This window comes from Pseudomonas sp. H26/SER47-MNA-CIBAN-0231 (assembly GCF_040310465.1).
Lineage (GTDB): Bacteria > Pseudomonadota > Gammaproteobacteria > Pseudomonadales > Pseudomonadaceae > Aquipseudomonas > Aquipseudomonas atacamensis.
Window position 1 is genome coordinate 171,505 of sequence record NZ_JBEOPW010000009.1, and the last position, 15,017, is coordinate 186,521.

At 57.7% G+C, this 15,017-nt stretch carries 19 protein-coding genes; 10 read left to right on the forward strand and 9 right to left on the reverse strand.

The genetic code is table 11. From position 1 onward, the window contains the following. Positions 1–55 precede the first annotated feature (55 nt). The 3 genes from AAEZ10_RS16075 to AAEZ10_RS16085 all read left to right on the forward strand — a co-directional run bounded on the left by AAEZ10_RS16075 (position 56) and on the right by AAEZ10_RS16085 (position 2,880). Positions 56–274 carry a DUF2970 domain-containing protein gene (locus AAEZ10_RS16075; protein WP_016774481.1) on the forward strand — a complete coding sequence of 73 codons (219 nt, stop codon included), beginning with the start codon at positions 56–58 and terminating at the stop codon, positions 272–274. 469 nt (positions 275–743) lie between these two features. Further along, positions 744–2,402 (forward strand): ferredoxin-like domain-containing protein, encoded by a 1,659-nt coding sequence (locus AAEZ10_RS16080; RefSeq protein ID WP_122601782.1) that lies wholly within the window; start codon positions 744–746, stop codon positions 2,400–2,402. Beyond that, complete coding sequence (locus AAEZ10_RS16085; protein ID WP_016774480.1) at positions 2,386–2,880, forward strand: DUF934 domain-containing protein; 495 nt, start codon at positions 2,386–2,388, stop codon at positions 2,878–2,880. The genes AAEZ10_RS16080 and AAEZ10_RS16085 overlap by 17 nt, the downstream gene beginning before the upstream one ends. 66 nt (positions 2,881–2,946) lie before the next feature. Here AAEZ10_RS16085 and sohB read toward each other — a convergent pair whose 3' ends face one another. Further along, on the reverse strand, positions 2,947–3,978 hold the full coding sequence (gene sohB / locus AAEZ10_RS16090; RefSeq protein ID WP_016774479.1) for a protease SohB: 1,032 nt from the start codon (positions 3,976–3,978) through the stop codon (positions 2,947–2,949). A 204-nt stretch (positions 3,979–4,182) separates the two neighbouring features. Between sohB and AAEZ10_RS16095 the strand changes: the two genes are divergently transcribed. Together AAEZ10_RS16095 and AAEZ10_RS16100 are read left to right on the forward strand one after the other, a co-directional pair. After that, the gene (locus tag AAEZ10_RS16095) at positions 4,183–4,893 is read left to right on the forward strand and encodes a histidine phosphatase family protein (RefSeq protein ID WP_016774478.1); all 711 of its coding nucleotides are present in this window, start codon (positions 4,183–4,185) and stop codon (positions 4,891–4,893) included. A gap of 63 nt (positions 4,894–4,956) precedes the next feature. After that, complete coding sequence (locus AAEZ10_RS16100; RefSeq protein WP_016774477.1) at positions 4,957–5,274, forward strand: SCP2 sterol-binding domain-containing protein; 318 nt, start codon at positions 4,957–4,959, stop codon at positions 5,272–5,274. 78 nt (positions 5,275–5,352) lie between these two features. On the opposite strand, the gene AAEZ10_RS16105 is transcribed toward AAEZ10_RS16100, so the two are convergent. The 5 genes from AAEZ10_RS16105 to AAEZ10_RS16125 all read right to left on the reverse strand — a co-directional run bounded on the left by AAEZ10_RS16105 (position 5,353) and on the right by AAEZ10_RS16125 (position 8,779). Continuing rightward, entirely contained in the window at positions 5,353–5,859 is a 507-nt protein-coding gene (locus AAEZ10_RS16105; protein ID WP_130929838.1) for a hypothetical protein, read from the reverse strand. 95 nt (positions 5,860–5,954) lie between these two features. Next, entirely contained in the window at positions 5,955–6,992 is a 1,038-nt protein-coding gene (locus AAEZ10_RS16110; protein ID WP_130929837.1) for a hypothetical protein, read from the reverse strand. A gap of 12 nt (positions 6,993–7,004) precedes the next feature. Next, positions 7,005–7,532 carry a PAAR domain-containing protein gene (locus tag AAEZ10_RS16115; protein WP_041478692.1) on the reverse strand — a complete coding sequence of 176 codons (528 nt, stop codon included), beginning with the start codon at positions 7,530–7,532 and terminating at the stop codon, positions 7,005–7,007. Between the two features lie 183 nt (positions 7,533–7,715). After that, the gene (locus tag AAEZ10_RS16120) at positions 7,716–8,210 is read right to left on the reverse strand and encodes an RES family NAD+ phosphorylase (protein WP_016774476.1); all 495 of its coding nucleotides are present in this window, start codon (positions 8,208–8,210) and stop codon (positions 7,716–7,718) included. After that, complete coding sequence (locus tag AAEZ10_RS16125; protein WP_490809811.1) at positions 8,207–8,779, reverse strand: antitoxin Xre/MbcA/ParS toxin-binding domain-containing protein; 573 nt, start codon at positions 8,777–8,779, stop codon at positions 8,207–8,209. The genes AAEZ10_RS16120 and AAEZ10_RS16125 overlap by 4 nt, the downstream gene beginning before the upstream one ends. A 254-nt stretch (positions 8,780–9,033) precedes the next feature. On the opposite strand from AAEZ10_RS16125, the gene AAEZ10_RS16130 reads away from it, so the two are divergent. From AAEZ10_RS16130 to AAEZ10_RS16140, 3 genes are all read left to right on the forward strand, one after another. Next, entirely contained in the window at positions 9,034–9,897 is an 864-nt protein-coding gene (locus tag AAEZ10_RS16130; RefSeq protein WP_024012724.1) for a LysR family transcriptional regulator, read from the forward strand. 112 nt (positions 9,898–10,009) lie between these two features. Next, positions 10,010–11,155: a sterol desaturase/SRPBCC family protein gene (locus tag AAEZ10_RS16135; protein WP_350570039.1), complete on the forward strand. Its 1,146-nt coding sequence runs from the start codon at positions 10,010–10,012 to the stop codon at positions 11,153–11,155. Further along, on the forward strand, positions 11,152–12,228 hold the full coding sequence (locus AAEZ10_RS16140; RefSeq protein ID WP_350570041.1) for an SMP-30/gluconolactonase/LRE family protein: 1,077 nt from the start codon (positions 11,152–11,154) through the stop codon (positions 12,226–12,228). Before AAEZ10_RS16135 ends, AAEZ10_RS16140 begins: the two co-directional genes overlap by 4 nt. 109 nt (positions 12,229–12,337) lie before the next feature. On the opposite strand, the gene AAEZ10_RS16145 is transcribed toward AAEZ10_RS16140, so the two are convergent. Together AAEZ10_RS16145 and AAEZ10_RS16150 are read right to left on the reverse strand one after the other, a co-directional pair. Beyond that, entirely contained in the window at positions 12,338–12,502 is a 165-nt protein-coding gene (locus AAEZ10_RS16145; protein WP_016774471.1) for a hypothetical protein, read from the reverse strand. A 99-nt stretch (positions 12,503–12,601) separates the two neighbouring features. After that, entirely contained in the window at positions 12,602–12,856 is a 255-nt protein-coding gene (locus tag AAEZ10_RS16150; protein ID WP_016774470.1) for a DUF465 domain-containing protein, read from the reverse strand. A gap of 204 nt (positions 12,857–13,060) precedes the next feature. Here AAEZ10_RS16150 and AAEZ10_RS16155 point away from each other — a divergent pair, with 204 nt between their 5' ends. Then, positions 13,061–13,582, forward strand: coding sequence for a DUF4142 domain-containing protein (locus AAEZ10_RS16155; protein WP_016774469.1), 522 nt, complete (start codon positions 13,061–13,063; stop codon positions 13,580–13,582). Positions 13,583–13,638: 56 nt separating this feature from the next. Here AAEZ10_RS16155 and AAEZ10_RS16160 read toward each other — a convergent pair whose 3' ends face one another. Further along, positions 13,639–13,902 carry a hypothetical protein gene (locus AAEZ10_RS16160; RefSeq protein WP_041478793.1) on the reverse strand — a complete coding sequence of 88 codons (264 nt, stop codon included), beginning with the start codon at positions 13,900–13,902 and terminating at the stop codon, positions 13,639–13,641. Positions 13,903–14,162: 260 nt separating this feature from the next. Between AAEZ10_RS16160 and AAEZ10_RS16165 the strand changes: the two genes are divergently transcribed. Next, positions 14,163–15,014, forward strand: a complete 852-nt coding sequence (locus AAEZ10_RS16165; RefSeq protein WP_016774467.1) for an STAS domain-containing protein — start codon at positions 14,163–14,165, stop codon at positions 15,012–15,014. Positions 15,015–15,017 lie beyond the last annotated feature (3 nt).

A 15,017-nucleotide genomic window follows, 5' to 3' on the forward strand; every position in this document is an offset into this window, starting at 1 on the left:
CCGTGACCACAGCGATTGACTATGCTTCGGGGGACGATTTTTCGCAGAGGGATTTATGGACGATCCAGTCGACAACAAACCGCCGAGTTTCTGGCAGATGCTGCACAGCGTCATGGCAGCGGCGTTCGGCGTGCAAAGCGGCAAGAACCGGGAAAGGGACTTTACCCACGGCAAACCCAGCCACTTCGTGATTCTCGGCGTTTTGTTTACAGCCGTGTTTGGCCTGACGCTGTTTGCCATCGTCAAACTGGTGTTGTATCTGGCCGGGGTGTGATGGCGCCAAGCGGGCACCGACTCAAGCTATCCGGGCCCTGAAAGAAAGGCCCGGAACGCTGATCTATTGATGGCTGACCCAGAAGACCGCTGTTCCTACAACGAGAATGATCAGGAACAAAATGGCCCACGCATCGACGCTACTGTCGCTTTTCCTGGCTTTGGTCGGGTTGCTCATTGCATCGCCTCTTGTCGGTTTTATCGGTGATTGCACAAAGACTCGATCACAGTTAAGACGATGATTGTCCGCACGACAAATGTGGATTAGATGACCGGCATTCGCGTTAGGCGATTTGGTTCTTTACATATACTCAAACATCACTTTTGCGCATAACTGCAAACGGGTATATTGCCCCGGCTCCGTGACGGAGTGCGCGGCCGTGCGCGCAGAATTGCAGAGGCAACATCGGACTCCAGCAAGCGAAAACGCAGCGTTTTCCGAGTAGCCCAAGCCTGAGAACAGGACTTATATGTACGTATACGACGAGTACGATCAGCGGATCATCGAGGACCGCGTCAAGCAGTTCCGTGATCAGACCCGACGCTATCTGGCAGGTGAGCTGAGCGAAGAAGAATTCCGCCCCCTGCGCCTGCAAAATGGCCTGTACATCCAGCGTTTCGCGCCGATGCTGCGCGTGGCCGTGCCTTACGGCCAGCTGACTTCGCGCCAGGTGCGCATGATGGCCAAAATCGCCCGCGACTACGACAAGGGCTACGCCCACATCAGTACGCGGCAGAACGTGCAGTTCAACTGGCCTGCGGTGGAAGACATCCCGGACATCCTCGCTGAACTCGCGACCGTGCAGATGCATGCGATCCAGACCAGCGGCAACTGCCTGCGCAACGTCACCACCGACCAGTTCGCCGGTGTCGCTGCCGACGAAGTGATCGACCCGCGCCCATGGTGCGAGATCGTCCGCCAGTGGACCACGTTCCACCCGGAATTCGCCTACCTGCCGCGCAAATTCAAGATCGCCGTCAACGGCTCGACCAGTGACCGCGCTGCCATTGAAGTCCACGACATCGGCCTGGAACCTGTCTACAACGCTGCTGGCGAGCTGGGTTTCCGCGTGCTGGTTGGCGGCGGCCTCGGGCGTACTCCGGTGGTGGGCGCATTCATCAATGAATTCCTGCCTTGGCAAGACCTGCTGAGCTATCTCGACGCCATCCTGCGTGTGTACAACCGCTACGGCCGTCGCGACAACAAATACAAGGCGCGGATCAAGATCCTCGTCAAGGCGCTCACGCCTGAAGTGTTCGCGCAGAAAGTCGATGCGGAAATGGAGCACCTGCGCGGTGGCCAGACCACGCTGACCGAAGCCGAACTGCATCGCGTCGCCAAGCATTTCGTCGACCCGGACTACAAAACCCTCGACAACCAGACTACGCAACTGGCCGATCTGGACCAAGAGCATCCCGGTTTCGCCCGCTGGCGCAGCCGCAATACCCTGGCGCACAAGAAGCCGGGCTATGTGGCTGTGACGCTGTCGTTGAAGCCGACCGGCGTTGCCCCTGGCGACATCACCGACAAGCAACTCGACGCCGTCGCCGATCTGGCCGAGCGCTACAGTTTCGGTCAACTGCGCACCTCCCACGAGCAGAACATCATTCTTGCCGATGTCGAGCAGAGCCAGTTGTTCACCCTGTGGGGCGAGTTGCGTGAAGGCGGTTTCGCCACGCCGAACATCGGCCTGCTGACCGACATCATCTGCTGCCCAGGCGGTGACTTCTGCTCGCTGGCCAACGCCAAGTCGATCCCGATTGCCGAATCGATCCAGCGTCGCTTCGATGATCTGGACTACCTGTTCGACATCGGCGAGCTGGACCTGAACATCTCCGGTTGCATGAACGCCTGTGGTCACCACCACGTTGGCCACATCGGCATTCTCGGCGTGGACAAGAAAGGCGAAGAGTTCTATCAGGTCTCCCTCGGCGGCAGCGCCAGCCGTGATGCGAGCCTGGGCAAGATCCTCGGCCCGTCCTTCGCACAGGAAGCCATGCCTGACGTGATCTCCAAGCTGATCGACGTGTACGTTGAACAACGCACCGAAGACGAGCGCTTTATCGACACCTATCAGCGTATTGGCATCGACCTCTTCAAGGAACGCGTCTATGCAGCGAATCATTAAGAACAACGAAGTCGTCGACGAAACCTGGCACCTGTTGCCGAAGGATTTCAACATCGATGAAATCAGCAACTGCGACGATCTGATCGTTCCTCTGCAGTTGTGGCGCGAGCACAGCCGCATGCTCCTGGCCCGCGATGGTGGCCTGGGTGTGTGGCTGGATGCTGATGAAGAGGCCGAGGAAATCGGTGAGGACGTCGCCAAGTTTCAGGTGATCGCCTTGAACTTCCCGGCGTTTACCGACGGCCGTAACTACTCCAATGCCCGCCTGCTGCGTGACCGTTATGGTTTCAAAGGCGAGCTGCGTGCGATTGGCGATGTATTGCGGGACCAATTGTTCTACATGCATCGCTGCGGTTTCGACGCCTTTGCCATTCGCGCGGACAAAGACCCGTACGAAGCACTGGAAGGCCTCAAGGACTTCTCGGTGACTTACCAGGCTGCCGCTGACGAACCACTGCCGCTGTTCCGTCGCCGCTAAGCGTCGGACGTTGTTGCAGACACAAAAACGCCGGTCATGTGACCGGCGTTTTTTTATGCCTGCGGTTTACCAGAAGCGTTGCTGGGTAAGACGGCTCCACCAGCTCAAAAGCACGCGGTCCACCGAGCCACTGGCAGCCATGCCGATGCGTTCCTGCAGGCTTTTGCGCTCGGCATAGTGCAGGTGATAGACCTCGGCCTGTTTGGCCTTCTGTGCCAGGTATTCATCGCTGGTCTTCAGTTCGTCCACCAGTTGGTTTTCCAGCGCAGCGATACCGAGCCACACCTCACCGGTAGCCACCTCATCGATCGCCAGTTGCGGGCGATAACGGGCGACGAAGTTTTTGAACAAGCGATGGGTGATGTCGAGGTCTTCCTGAAACTTCTCGCGGCCCTTCTCGGTGTTTTCGCCAAACACGGTCAGAGTGCGCTTGTACTCACCGGCGGTCAGCACTTCAAAGTCGATGTCATGCTTCTTCAAAAGGCGATTGACGTTGGGCAATTGCGCGACTACGCCGATCGAACCGAGAATGGCAAACGGAGCGCTGATGATCTTATCGCCGATACACGCCATCATGTAGCCGCCGCTGGCCGCGACCTTGTCGATGCACACGGTCAGTGGCACGCCCGCATCACGGATTCGAGCCAGCTGCGACGATGCCAGACCGTAGCTGTGCACCATGCCGCCGCCACTTTCCAGACGCAGAACCACTTCGTCTTTCGGCGTGGCCAGGGTCAGCAGCGCGGTGATCTCGTGGCGCAGGCTTTCCGTGGCGGAAGCCTTGATATCGCCGTCGAAGTCGAGCACGAACACCCGGGATTTGGTCTCAGGCTTGTTCTTCTGTTTCTTCGCGCTTTTTTCCGTTTTCGCTTCGCCCTTGCGCAATGCCTTGAGCTGATCCTTGTCTAGCAGGGTCTGCTCCAGGCGTTCACGAAGCCCCTTGTAGAAATCGTTGAGCTTGCTGACCTGCAACTGGCCCGCCGATTTGCGCCGGCCCTTGCTGCGCAACGCAGCGAAACTGGCCAGCACCACGAGAATGGCGATCACCAGCGTGACGGTCTTGGCCAGGAAGCTGGCGTATTCGGTGAAAAAATCCACAGAGACTCCTCAAAGCAATGCGTGACGGTGTATTACACGCGGAATGGCTCCAGCATACCCATGCGCTGGCTCATCGGCCAGCCGTGAAACCTCTGGCAACACGCCTGTAACGGGCATTTCAAACAAGCGTATGTTTTTTCATTGACAGCCTTACGCCATCCTCATAACCTCGCCTGACCTTCAACGTACCGGGACGACGCGGACGTGGGCAGCATCTACTTGATACGACATGGCCAGGCCTCCTTTGGTGCAGACGATTACGACGTGCTGTCGCCGACCGGTGTGCGTCAGGCAGAAATCCTCGGCCAGCACCTCGCCGACCTCGGTATCAGCTTTGATCGTTGCCTTGCCGGTGACCTGCGTCGCCAACAGCACACCGCCACCAGTGCACTGGAGCAATTCAGCGCCAGAGGCCTGCCGGTTCCAGTCCTCGAAACCGATTCCGCCTTCAACGAATTCGATGCCGATGCGGTGATCCGCGCTCTGCTCCCGGCCATGCTGCCGGAAGAGCCGGAAGCCCTCGACATACTGCGCAACGCCGCGCAGAACCGCGGTGAATTCCAGCGCATCTTCGCCTTGATCGTCGAGCGCTGGCTTGCCGGCACCTACGACACGCCCGGACTGGAAAGCTGGCTGGGTTTCGTCGAACGGGTTCAGGCCGGGCTGCACCGCATCCTCGACCTGGCGGAAAAGAACCAGAAAATCGCCGTGTTCACCTCCGGCGGCACCATCACTGCCCTGCTCCATCTGATTACGCAAATGCCTGCCAGACAGGCCTTTGAATTGAACTGGCAAATCGTCAACACCTCGCTCAACCAATTGAAGTTTCGTGGTCGCGAGGTGGCTCTGGCTTCCTTCAACAGTCACGCACACCTGCAACTGCTGAAGGCCCCGGAACTCATCACTTTTCGCTGAGTCCGGCTTACTGTGACCCTGGCTGTAACCACCCAGCTCCCATGACCAAGAAAGGATCGAACCATGACCTCCGTAGCTGATGCCGTAAAAGCAATGCAAGCCAAGTTCAACCCAGCCGCCGCTGCCGGTCTGGACCTGGTCTTCGGTTTCAACATCACCGACGAAGACAAGCAATACGCGCTGATCGTCAAAGACGGCACCTGCGACATCCAGGAAGGTGAAAACCCGGACGCCAACTGCACGCTGGTGCTGGACAGCCAGACCCTGAAAGACATCGTCAGCGGCGAAACCGACGGCATGCAGGCCTTCATGGGCGGCAAGCTGCGCGTTGAAGGCGACATGATGCTGTCGATGAAACTGTCCGAGCTGTTCCCTTCGTAAGAAGCTTCTTGGTAAAACACAAATCCCGCTTATTGGCGGGATTTGTCGTTTCAACCATTGAAGACATGGCAACGTGAGTTAACGCTTGGCTGAAGCCGTCCCATCAAGCTCTTTTTTTACCTGGAGGTATGCCGCCTCTTCATCACTTTTTTCGATCAGATTCGAAGCCATCGAGCGGGGCAGGAGTTTCTTTTCTGTCACGTCCCAATCGATCGTAACGACCACGGTCTTGTTTGCAAACGTGATGAAAAGCCAATAGGAATCCACCGGCCTGTCAGGCTCGGCAAATGAACTATAGGCATACCGTATCTGGCGGTGCAGGTCCGGCGTATTCAGAATGAGGTCTTCGGTGTCCAACTTCGGAAACTGCCGCCCTACAGCGAATAACGCTTCTGTCAAGAGAACATCATTCTCAATATGTCGCAAACTTTCAGGCCTATTGCGCAGCATGGTCACTGGGCTCTCTTCAGGCGGAGTACCCATGAGACGCGGGCGATACATACCTGAACTGAACCACCGGCTGGCGTCGAAACGGTTTTCTTCCGGACTCCACGGGCCGTAATACATCATTACTTTGGCTGGCATCTGGGCTTCCTTGGCGTAAATAAATAGTCCTGCAAAGCTGACAGCAATCAACAAGACACATAAGACGTGACGTTTGCCTATAAACTTCAGGAGCGTCATAGCGGTTTATAGGCAAGCAGGTGTTTGGGTACGCCGTCCGGTGTATCACCTGATCGAACGTCACGATGTGCGCCTAAGGCATCCAGCGGAAATCCAATCTTTCGTTCATACAATGCTCGGCTGTCATCGTGCGCCAGCAAATTGCGCTCTTCTTCAGAGACTGTTGGCGTCGGCGCCTGCGGCGCCTGTTCATCAGGTAATTGCGCCGTTGGGTCTTTGAGGGTCTTGCGATGTTCGATCAGCTTTCGTTCATAAGCGGTTTTTCGACTCAAATAATTCCGCATCGCTCGCCCATCAGCTGCTTCTCTTTCACGAATTCCCGGCACAGATCCCCGTTCCGCGGCAGTACCATAAGTCGTGTCGTAGTTGCTGCGTCTTGGAAATGCCCACACGGTGGTCCGGGTAGCATTAGCAAGAATCTGCGCTAGGCTGCGCTCGTAATGAGGATCTTCTGTTTCATTGACCTTGAAGTCGGCATCGATACCCAAACCTGTGCGACAAGCGTAGGAGTGAATTTTCGCACCATAGGCAAACGCTTCGGGCTTGAACATACTCGCTTGTGCATCACGCAGACGGTAGCTATCGTTTTTATCCAGCTCGTAGCCCAACTCGATACTGCCCACCACACCATGAGAAAAAAAGTCGAGCTGTTTGATCTCGCGCCCGCGGCGTTGCCGAGCTGCGATGAAATCCACAAGACCGGATATCGAGTCCATCTCCCGGTACTGTGCTCCGTGCTGATTTTCGACAACGTCCTTCAAAGCCGCCAGCAAGTTCTCCGGATAGTCATTTTTGAAAATCAGAAATACACGCTGGATTGTGAAGTTTGGAGTGCCGATTGGATACTTTGTGAGTTGGCGGATACCCTGATTGATAAAGCGCATCTTGTTGCCCTTCTGGCCACGAACCTTTTCATAAAGGGACATGTAAGACGCACCCACAACCGTTACGTAATCCTGTGCCAGCGTACCTTTCACTTGGGTCGTTGTATGTTGATCGCTTGTTCGAGCTTGATTCTTTTTGGGGGCTGCCACCTGCCACCTCCCTTAGTAATCTAGGCCGAGCGCGTCGAGATGGGCGGCGGCTTCCTTACCCCACTGCACAACTATCGAAGTCGGGTTGGCCGTAAACACTCGCGCGGCGTTACCATGACTATCGGTATGGCCGACGAGACGCTGCCCGTCACCCGTTTCGATGCAATAGAGCATGTCGGGAATAGCTTCGCCAGTGGCCTCATCAACCAGTTGGAAGCGCTCGCTGTGTTTAGGAACAGTGATAATCGGGGAGAAAGGTGCGGAACCGACCTGGGTGCCGACAAAAACGTCGCCAGAGCCCGTGATTATCATGCCTCCGTGGGCCGTTGCACTGCCCAAGAAAGCAATAGGCTTGCCATTGATCAAAATATTGCTGATGCCTTCGGTGACAGTATCTCCGCACGCGGTGGTGTCTCCGACACGCAAAACTGGCATTCCATTGATGTTTACATCACCGGAACCGCTGTTACTGGGATTGGTGCCATGGCCTGTGATCGGGCATGCATTAAGATCGCTGAGTCGAGCGGCAGGCTTTGCCATCTTTAACTTCCTTGTAGTAAGCGTGGGCGCGAAATGTACCGGATCTTTATATTGGTTGAAAGCCTCAATCCAGACGTAGAATGCGAGCCGCCGCGAATGTAGCTGGCAGCGACTCATCGGCCCTTGATCGCTCCCGGAACCTGGAAATTGTCATGTCGGATTCGCAGGCCCACACAAATCCGATCAACCCTCCTGCAACAACCGCGTATCCAGCCCAAACCGCTCTTGCGAAACCATCCTGAACTGACCCTCCGCCAGATCGCAACTCACCAGCAAATTCCACGAGTGTCGGGTGGCCACCGAAGGCACCAGAACAAATGGATGTTCGGCCAACAGTGCATCGGCAAACTTTCGCTGGTTGGGTGAGGTTTTGATCGGGGTGAGCCAATGCGGATTGGGCACATCTTCCGGTTGCACGATTCTGACGCTGGCGTCGTGGGTGATTTCAAAACAGGTCAATACATAGGGCTCCTGATCAAGCGCATCGAAGCTGCCATGGGCGGCCACCTCCAGTATCGCCGTGGAGGGGTCGACCGACGCATAAACGACTCTGCGGCCGGGCGTATTCCAGCGGCCGCCGTCCCGTTTCGATCCGAGGCCGCTGTCCCAGGTCTCGCTGTACACCTCGCGATCCAGCCGCCACGCGTACCAGCGATCATCCCAGGGCAAGGGATTCATTGATAAACCCCGTATTTGATCTGGTTCAGATACTCCTCCACCATCCTGAAGCCCAGCGCATTTCCAACCAGATCGAGCGGCACATAACCGTAGAAGTAAGTGGCGCGTTGCTCCAGCCATGATTCGGCCTTGGCCTGTCGCCCGAACACCTCGATGGCCAGTTCCAGCGCTGCCGCATATTGGTAGGCAATGATGCTCTGCGGCGTGTCCAGGCGCACAAACGCGCCTTCCTTGAGCAGGCGTCGCACGGTTCTCACAGATTTGCCGGTGATACGTTTGACCATCTCTCCCTGTTGGTACAGCTCGGAGGTTGCGATCATGTTCACCACATCAAGCAGCTCAAATCCTTCGCTTGTGCAGCGCAGGATGAGCATCGGATCGTCGCCGGTATCCTGCCCACGCAACAGCAACTCCAGAGGTTTGCCCTCGAGCTTCTTCAAGCCCGTGAGCCGGGGCACTTTGGTGCTCGGCATGGCAACGTCCTCCGAGGGACACCTGGCGCGATCGTCGCGCCAATAATGGCGAGGCGAATAAGCAGGCGTATGGCTTTCAATCAGTGGGATTCGCATAGTCCATCCTTTGTCCGGGTCCAGAGCGATCTGTGCGCTCGATGACTTCAATGTCAGGACTGATCCTATAGATCCGGCGTCCGACGACCAACCTGAAAAAGTCGTCAGAAATATCCCCTCATCTGATCAAAACGCTCCTGTTTCCGTAGGACTCAAACGCAATTTTCAGCGGTTCAATCCGTTGTTGCTTTCAGGTTGGGGAGAGAGCCTTTTGACTTACAATGCGCTCCACCTCCAGACACCGGCCCTGCCCCATGGACATCGACCTCGCTCGCACTTTCCTCGAAATCGTCCGTCACGGCAGTCTCGCCGCCGCTGCGCAGAAGCTGTTCGTCACGCAGACCGCCATCACCGCGCGGGTGCAGAAACTCGAAAGCCAGTTGGGCAGTACGCTGTTCGTGCGCAATCGCGCCGGGGCGAAGTTGACGGCCAATGGCGAAGCGTTTGTGATCTACGCCAATCAACTGGTGCAGACCTGGGAAGCCGCGCGCCGCGACTTGCCGCTGCCCGAGGGTTATCACAACGTTCTGCATATCGGTGGCGAGGTCAGCCTGTGCAACCCGTTGATGCTCAGTTGGGCGGCGGAACTGCGCGAGAAAATCCCCGGCCACGCACTGCGCATGGAAATTCGCGATGGCGAAAATCTGCTGCGTCAGCTCGAACTCGGTGTGCTCGATGCCGCGCTGGTTTATCAGCCGGAATACTGGCCGGGTCTGCAGGTCGAGCAAGTGCTGGAGGAAAAACTGATTCTGGTACGCGCGCCCGAGCGTCCGGAGCCTTACGTCTACATCGATTGGGGTCCGGATTTCCGCCGTCAGCACGACGCCGCCCTGCCGGAAAAAGCCAAAGCCGCGCTGAGCTTCAACCTTGGCCCGCTGGCCCTGCAATACATCCTCGAACATGGCGGCAGCGGCTATTTCCGCACTCGCGTTGTGCGCACTTACCTGGAGACCGGCGCCCTGGAAGCCGTCACCAAAGCGCCGGAATTCGGCTATCCGACCTATCTGGTGTATTCCCGTGATCGCGACTCGGCCGTGCTGCAACAGGCCTTCGATCTGTTGCGCGAAGTGATCCGCACCGATGACGACTGGTCACAGCGCTGGAATCCGTTGAGCTGACGGACAGCTTCAGTCCAGAGCATGGCGCTTAAGGCCGCAAGGTTCGCCCTGCACAAGTCAGCGGATCGGCTAATCTGCCGGGTATAACAACAATACCCGCAGGTGAAACGCATTGAGGCAGACCACCGAGGCATTCCGCAGCCGCTACCGGGCGGCCATTCATCCGTTGTACAACCCGTGGTTGCATGGCGCGTTCGTGTTGCTGTTCGGCATTTTCGCCGTCGCTGCGTTCTGGCGCACGGTGCATTCAGTGAGATGGCTGGAATGGCTGACCGTGCCGCTGAGCCTGTTGTTATTCAACTTCGGCGTGTACATGGTCCATCGCCATTTGGGCCATCACAAAAAAGCCTTCGCAAAGATGTTCTATGCACGGCATGCCGGCGATCATCACAGCTTCTTCACCCCCGGGCACATGACTTACGACAGCGCGCGGGACTGGCGAGTGATTCTGTTTCCAGCCTGGCTGATCGTCATTCATACGCTGCTGATCACGCTGCCCCTGTGGTGGTTGCTCGCGCAGGTCAACGCCAATGTCGCCGGGCTTTTCGCCGGGTGCATGGTGCTCGGTTATCTGCTCTATGAGGTGTTCCATGCCTGCGAACATCTGCCGCCGCAGAATCCGTTGACTCGTTTGCCGTGGATCCGCCAGATGCGCCGTCTGCACGAACTGCATCACCGCCGCGAGCGCATGCAGGAGCGTAATTTCAACATCGTTCTGCCCTTGATGGACTACCTGTTCGGCACGCTGTACATCGAGCCGGAACCCGCCCCTTTGAGTGATTCGCAAATGCCCATGACGCGCATGCAGCACCAGATCGATATCGCCGGCGAGCCGGTCGCTGTGCTGGCTTATGCCGCCAGCGTCAGTCACTGGCCGGACTGGCATCCCTCCTCATTGAAGATTGACGGTCCGCACGGTCCACTGCATGCCGGTGCGCGTTTCGAAGAGGACATCCATGCCGGCGGACGTGCCGGTCACTTGCGCTGGGAAGTCACTGAATATCTGCCGGGCCGGCGCTGGTGCGCACGCGCGCAAAGTGATCAGGGCCTGTCCCTGCGTTTGACTTACGAATGCTCGGCGGAGGCTGGCGGCACGCGATTCGTGCGTACGCTGGAATATCGCTTTGACGGTTTGCTCATGCGTCTGGCCAATCGTCTGTTGCTCAAGCGGCGCATCGAGCGCGAGTCTGCCGCGTCCATGCTTGCCCTGCGCGACACGACCGCGCAGTACATCGGCGCGGCGAGGGCCAGCGCGTGAAATTACGTTATGTGCTGTGCCTGCTGATCACTCTCGTCATCGCCTTCTTGTTGTTGCTGCCAACCAAAGTCGTACCAGTGGCCTGGACACCGCCACCGGCGCCCTCGTTGAAAGACGGGATCTACGCGGACAATCAGCGCCTCAAAGCTGTGGCGAAGGTCGGGCCGAGCGACATCGAAGGGCCTGAGGCGCTGCTGCTGGAAGACGAATTCCTCATTACCGGATTGCATGACGGCCGGCTGATCCGCAGCAGCCTCGACGGCACGCAGCGCAAGGTCCTCGCCGACACCGGTGGCCGTCCCTTGGGCCTGGCCCGTCATCCGAACGGCATGCTGGTGATTGCCGATGCGGTCAAAGGCTTGCTGTCGCTGGATGCACAGGGCCGCGTAATCCCCTTGACCACCGAGGCCAACGGCGTGCCATTTGGATTTACCGATGATGTGGCGGTCGACAAGTCAGGCCACTACGCTTACTTCAGCGATGCCTCGAGCCGCTGGGGCTATGGCCATGACGGTGAGGCGATCATCGAGCACGGCGCCGACGGCCGTTTGCTGCGCTACGACTTTCAAACCGGCAAGACCAGCGTGTTGCTCGACAAGTTGCAGTTTGCCAATGGCGTCACTCTTGGTCCGGACGAGGCCTATGTGCTGGTCAATGAAACCGGCGCTTATCGCATCAGCCGCTACTGGCTGAGCGGGCCGAAGGCCGGTACCCATGATGTGTTCATCGACAACTTGCCAGGGCTTCCGGACAACCTCTCGTTCAATGGCAGCAATCGCTTTTGGGTAGCGTTGTACGCGCCGCGCAACGCGTTACTCGACGGCACCGCGCAGCACCCGTTCGTACGCAAGATGATCGTGCGGGCGTTGACGGTTTTGCCCAAGCCTGTCGAAAAGCGTGGGTTTGTGCTGGGACTGGATCTGGACGGCAAGGTGATAGCCAATCTGCAGGACGCGAGCGAAGGCAATTATTCGCCGATTACCACGGTGCGCGAATATGGGCAGTGGTTGTATTTCGGCTCGTTGAAGGCGAGGCATATGGGGCGGATGGGGTTGGATGCGGCGCTGAAGTAAGCCTGCGGGATTTGCGGGGGAATGGACTTGCGCCTTCGCGAGCAGGCTCGCTCCCACAGGGGAAACGAATTCCAAATGTGGGAGCGAGCCTGCTTGTGAAGGCGGTCTGTCAGTTGCCGGAACGGTCGAACTTCTCCGGATCTTCATCCTCCGGCAGTTCTTTCACGGTTTTTTCCGGATGCGCCGTGGTATGCGCCGGGCTGTTGGGTTCAGGGCGGGTCGGAATCGGGTCGAAGCCGCCCTGCTCTTCACTGGGGAATTTCGGATCGTTCATGAGGCACCTCGCAACGAGTCGATGGTTTGCAGACTCTGCACATTGGAGGTGCCGTGGGTGGTCGCCGTTCCCTTTGGATGGCGACCACGGGTCAGGTAATTACTGACCGGTCAGCGGCTGCCCGGCCAACCGGGCGACGATCTGCTCCTTGACGATCACGCGCTTCTCTTTGAGCTTCTTCAATTCGTCGTCACTGGGGGCGTCTGACTGGGCGTTCTCGGCCTCGACCACTTCAGCATCCACCTCGAAATACTTGTTGAGCAGCGAATCCAGCTTCGCATCCTCGGAGCGTTTTTGCTCGATCTCTTCCTTTTTGCAGCCCAGGTCCTGATACAGATCATGTGAAACCGGCATGAAACACCTCCATCAAATTGATCGACAACCAGCGCGACCGATGCGCTGACTCGTTATCAGCATGGCCTTGCGCAATGGCTTCTGTCGACACCCTGTCAGACCAGCGGTTGCCGTTCGTCGCCCTGTCGTAAATGCGATAAAACCTTTGGCTTATGCATTCGCTCCATTGGGTAACGCTCACAAAAACCTGCGTGGAGATACCCAATGGACGGATTCAACCTGCGTCATCTCGCTCTGGCTGTTGCACTGTCTGCCGGCATGGGCAGCGCCTTTGCCGCGACCGACAATGACTTTGTCGATAACGCCGCCGCCGGTGGCATCGCTGAAATCGAAACCAGCCGCCTGGCTCTGGAAAAAAGCCAGTCAGCTGACATCAAAGCCTTTGCCAATCAGATGATCACCGATCACAGCAAGGCCAACGATGAGCTGGCAGCAATTGCCAAGGCCAACGACATCGAAGTCCCGGACACCACCACCCTGGTCAAACAGGCCAAGGAAAAGATTCTCGACATGCGCGATGAATCCTTCGATGCGGCCTACGCCAACAACCAGGTCAAGGCTCACGAAGAAACCATCGAGCTGTTCAAGAAGCAGGCAAACACCGTGACCGATGACAAGGCCAAAGGCGCCACTGAACTGAAAGCGTTCGCGCAGAAGATGCTGCCAGCGCTGGAAAAACACCTGGCCCACGCCAAAGAGCTGCAAGCCAAACATCCGAGCAAGTAACCGGCCGGCAATAAAAAGGCCGCATCCTTCGATGCGGCCTTTTTGCGTTTCAGCGATCAACCGCCATCGGTGTCGATATCGGCGTCGGTGCTCTCGCCCGGTTCAGGACGGTCAGGGTCAGGCTTGAAACCGGGGCTGAAGTCGTTGCTGTTGTCATTGTGATGCTGCTTCTGATCAACCTCGGCAGCCGCGCTGTCCGCCTGTCCTTCTTCAGCCGGCGCGGGGGTGTTTTGCCCCGGCGTTTGCGGGTCGATGGCCGGGTCGTTGCGGTTAATTGACTCTGAGGACTGATTTTGCTGTTGCGGCGCTTGCTCGTTCATATCCACCTCATTCATAGTCCTGCCTCCTTCTTCCAGCACGACTGGAAAACGTCGGGCATGCAGATTCGAAGCCTGACGCCGCAGATTCGTTCAAAAGATCGCTGCCTGTTGCCACGCCGACTAGAGTTACCGGGGCCTTCGACGCGGCAGGCAGAAAAATTCGCCGCTGGATGAACAACTATTTCAAGCGGCAAATGTCAGTCAATTCGCGCCGGTCATTTCGCTGAGCCGGCACCATTACGTAACGGAGCGACACGCACATGGCAGCACTGCAGAACAGCACAGTTGAAGCAATCAGGAACAACCAGGCTCAACTGCTGAGCGAATGGACCAAACGCCTCGAAGCCAGCGGCGCCACGCGCAACCTCAAGGAACATGACCTCGCTCAGCAAACCCGCGACTTGCTCTCCCTGCTGCTGGCCGGTCTGGAAAACGGCAACGGCAGCAAGATTGCCGCCGCAGGCTGGGAAGACACCCGTCAGTTCCTTGAAAAGCTGTCGCAGAGCCGCGCCCTGCTCGGCCAGGATTCCCAGCAAACCGCCAACTTCATCTTCGCCTTGAAAGGTCCGCTGTTCGCCCTGCTGCAAAACCATTATCAGGACCAGCCGGCACTGCTCGCCGAGCAACTGCTGGAAGTTTCCGAACTGCTCGACACGGTCGGCATGCACACCATCGGCACCTTCCAGAAATCCCGCGAAGCGGTGATCAAGCGTCAGCAGGAAGAGTTGCTGGAACTGTCGACTCCGGTGGTCAAGCTGTGGGACGGCGTTCTCGCCCTGCCAATGATCGGCACACTCGATTCGCAACGCACCCAGGTAGTCATGGAATCGCTGCTGCAACGCATCGTCGACACCGGTTCCGAGATCGCCATCATCGACATCACCGGCGTGCCGACCGTCGACACCCTGGTTGCCCAGCACCTGCTGAAAACCGTGACCGCCATTCGCCTGATGGGCGCTGACTGCATCATCAGCGGCGTGCGTCCGCAGATCGCCCAAACCATCGTTCACCTGGGTCTGGATCTGCAAGGCGTTGTGACCAAGGCCAACCTGGCCGACGCCTTGAAACTGGCCCTGACTCGCCTGGGCATCAGCCTCGGCAAAGCGGTCTGAGCC